This window comes from Cerasicoccus arenae (genome assembly GCF_014651635.1).
Taxonomy (GTDB): domain Bacteria; phylum Verrucomicrobiota; class Verrucomicrobiia; order Opitutales; family Cerasicoccaceae; genus Cerasicoccus; species Cerasicoccus arenae.
Genome location: NZ_BMXG01000044.1, coordinates 1 through 3,104, shown reverse-complemented (window position 1 = coordinate 3,104; position 3,104 = coordinate 1). Strand labels below are relative to the sequence as shown.

Sequence of the window (3,104 nt, the reverse complement as noted above, 5' to 3'; positions counted from 1 at the left end):
ACTAGAAACAGAAGGGCTTGGCTTCAGGATTTCGCTTTCAGGCTCGCCAGCCTCCACACAACAGCTCGATAATCGGGACTCGTAAACTCGCACGATATCTTTGACTGATCGACATAAAAGAATGACTCCCCGAGAAACAGCTCAGAGCTACGATAATCTAGCCTCTCATTGGAACTGCGATAAGTTCAACCGAGAGAATGGAATCTCACAGCATAAAAGAGCTCTCCGATTTTCAAAAGTAAAAGAGAGCGCCATAGACATCGGATGCGGGAGCAGCGGACGAATAATTGAGTTACTTTTGTCGGAAGGCTTCGAAGTAGAAGGCCTTGATATTTCTCCAGAGATGATTCGCTTAGCCAAAGAAAGAAATCCCCAGCAAGTTTTCCATCAGGCAGACATCTGCGAATGGAATTTCCCAAAGCGGTATGATTTTATTTCAGCATGGGATAGCATTTGGCACGCACCGCTTGAAGAGCATGAAGCAATATTGAAGAAGCTATGCGATGCGCTAGAAGAAGATGGGATTTTGATCTTCACGAGTGGTGGCGTTGATGCTCCCCAAGATGGCTCGAATCCTTTTCTTGGGCAGCCTCTATACCATGCAGCTTTGGGAATTCCGAAGCTGCTTGAGATTGTTGGACAGAATGGGTGCGTTTGTCGTCATCTCGAATACGACCAGCAGTCGAAGCAAGGAGATCACCTATACCTCATAATCCAAAAGGTCGATCAAGGCGGTGCGAGCAACGGCTAACGCCGCGCTCGACCTTTACGTTCTCTGAAGAATATTTCCGCACGTGAAAGCTTCACCCAAGACAATCTGGCGAGTACCCGTCTACCTGCCTTATCTCCAGCCAGACCTCACTGACGAAGCGATCTCTGAGGCGGAACGCAAGATCGGGCACCCGCTTCCGTCATCATTCATTGCACTCTTGCGGGAACAGAATGGCGGATACATCCGTTATTCTTTAGAGGATCTGCCACACGAGCAGATTTACGGGATAGGCTCCAATTTCCCTTCACTAACAGACTTCGACTGGGAGGATGATCAGGAGTATGTCGGTTTCCAGTTGGCTGGCCTGGTTCCCTTCGATGGCGATGGACATTGGCATTTGTGCCTCGATTACAGAAGAGATCCGAAGGTTCCCTCTGTGAGTTACATCGATATCGAGTGCGACAACGAACAGGAGATCGCGAACTCGTTTGAAGAGTATCTCGATCTCTTGGAGATCGACATCGAAGATCGGGATTTCGTTCCGTCCATAGATGATTTGGACGCCACATTATCAACACTGAGCACTGAGATGGGGGTTCAGTTTGAGCCGCCCGATTCTTGGGCTCACGGATATCCGCAGCATCGTGCTCGCGGCCTTGGCGAGGAGCCGGAGTGGATTTGGATTAGCCCGAATCTGGTTCGCCGTGGTTTCGTCCGTGAAGATGATGCACGATTCGAGGAGTTGCGAGATCGGCTTCCTGGAGATGGATTGCGGTATCCAGGGCTACCCGATTCGAGCTTCCTGCTGACCGTGACTGAAGGACTCCGAGGTGATGTGATTTCTGCTTGCCGTGCTAGATCAATCGGCATTCGGCCTCTCAGCGAATTTGCGACCTAACCAACAGAGAACAAGACGCGGATGATCAACTGCCTGCCCGCCTTGAGTCGAAGATTTCATGAACATTCAACCATAAACCCCGGAGTCGGAGCGCGCTGTCAGCAGGCAGTGACATCGCTTCGACGTTCTATAGAATGAAAAATATTATCCTGATACTCCTTCTAGGCCTACTCTCAACAAGTGTTTACGCAGACAGAGAGACTGAGCAATCTGCAGTAGCCGACATTGCTCCAAAGCTCCAAGAAGCTTGGAACGATCAGGACTTTGAAAAACTACTGGCCCTTTATCACAAAGTTTCACGCTTACGCTACGAAATGGAGCAGATACAAGATGACGAAAAAGTAGAACGAATCCACTTGGAGATGATGAAGGAATTTGGCGAAATGAAGGTAATTGAGGTCGGAAGTTATGACTCTAAGAAGAAAGAATTTATCCTATCAGTGACTTATTCAAAAAAGGGGAAAGTCGATGGGGCTATATCCATTTCACCTAATGGAGATTCGTGGCTGATTCGCGATTGGGACATTGATGGCTAAAACTAAAATAGAACCAGGCGAGCTAGCTGACCCTTCATTCCGCGCCTTGCAGCGCTCCATGACGGTCAGCTACTCTTAGCGTTCGAAGAAAAAATGAAACCTAAAGTCAAAAAGTTCATAGACGCTTTCGTCTTGTATGGTTATCTGGGAATTCCATCCATATTCGTGCTGGAATTGTTCTTCAATGGTGCAATCAGTAATTCGATTCAAGATACACCATTGTGGGTAAAAATATTCCTACTCATATTTTTAGGATTACCCATGATTATCGTTCCCTTTGTGATGTGGGCTTACGCCATGGGGAAATCAGATGAAATAGAAAATAAGAAAGAAGGAACTCAGTTATACTATTTAGCCCAGCTCATAGGTGACAAAATAGGTTTGCTATATTACTGGCGCTATATTCGCACAGGCAAAGATCCAGAATTTTTCGGACCTCTCAAAAAATATATAATACTCGAACAAGACGCTTGAAGAAACGGCGTAAACGCCGCTCTTCAGCTCGACGTTCTGATAAAAGTGGGAAGAAAAATACAAATAAAGCACGATATCGTTTTTGCTTTTATCGTGTTGATAGGCCTGATTCTCGTGTGCGTATCTTTTGAACCCCCATGGTTGCAGCGCTCTGGAGAAGTGAATGCAAATAATCTGGTCGAGTTACGCAAACTGAGCCAGTGCATGTGTTAGTCTGGCTGGGTTGATTGAATGGTATAGGTTGTTAAGGAAGTCAAGGCATCAACCAACCTGCCAGACTAACGAAGACAGTGGAACAGTTTGTGTAGTGAGACCACGTTCAAAGGGGCCCAACCAGTGGCTCAAGGACCATCAAATCAAGACCATCTACATCGATCCGTAAGCGTCCGGCCTCCACCCTTCTTGACTGCCAATGGTAACCATTGGCCTTTCTTCTTGGTAATGATTTGGAGTTAGTGGCGATTTCCTAATGGTGACCATTGGT

4 protein-coding genes are annotated in these 3,104 nt (G+C 47.0%); all 4 read left to right on the top strand.

Annotated features, from left to right (window positions below):
• Positions 1-121 precede the first annotated feature (121 nt).
• The 4 genes from IE065_RS17735 (at position 122) to IE065_RS17720 (ending at position 2,620) form a co-directional block, all read left to right on the top strand.
• Positions 122-751, top strand: coding sequence for a class I SAM-dependent methyltransferase (locus IE065_RS17735; protein WP_189517628.1), 630 nt, complete (start codon positions 122-124; stop codon positions 749-751).
• Between the two features lie 43 nt (positions 752-794).
• On the top strand, positions 795-1,610 hold the full coding sequence (locus IE065_RS17730; RefSeq protein ID WP_189517625.1) for an SMI1/KNR4 family protein: 816 nt from the start codon (positions 795-797) through the stop codon (positions 1,608-1,610).
• Between the two features lie 134 nt (positions 1,611-1,744).
• Positions 1,745-2,146, top strand: coding sequence for a hypothetical protein (locus tag IE065_RS17725; RefSeq protein ID WP_189517622.1), 402 nt, complete (start codon positions 1,745-1,747; stop codon positions 2,144-2,146).
• Positions 2,147-2,239: 93 nt separating this feature from the next.
• Positions 2,240-2,620 carry a hypothetical protein gene (locus IE065_RS17720; RefSeq protein WP_189517619.1) on the top strand — a complete coding sequence of 127 codons (381 nt, stop codon included), beginning with the start codon at positions 2,240-2,242 and terminating at the stop codon, positions 2,618-2,620.
• Positions 2,621-3,104: the final 484 nt, after the last annotated feature.

Bases quoted from the DNA above. Each gene is read 5' to 3' on its own strand.
- IE065_RS17720 (WP_189517619.1), top strand. From the start codon at position 2,240: ATGAAACCTAAAGTCAAAAAGTTCATAGACGCTTTCGTCTTGTATGGT.
- IE065_RS17735 (WP_189517628.1), top strand. From the start codon at position 122: ATGACTCCCCGAGAAACAGCTCAGAGCTACGATAATCTAGCCTCTCAT.
- IE065_RS17725 (WP_189517622.1), top strand. From the start codon at position 1,745: ATGAAAAATATTATCCTGATACTCCTTCTAGGCCTACTCTCAACAAGT.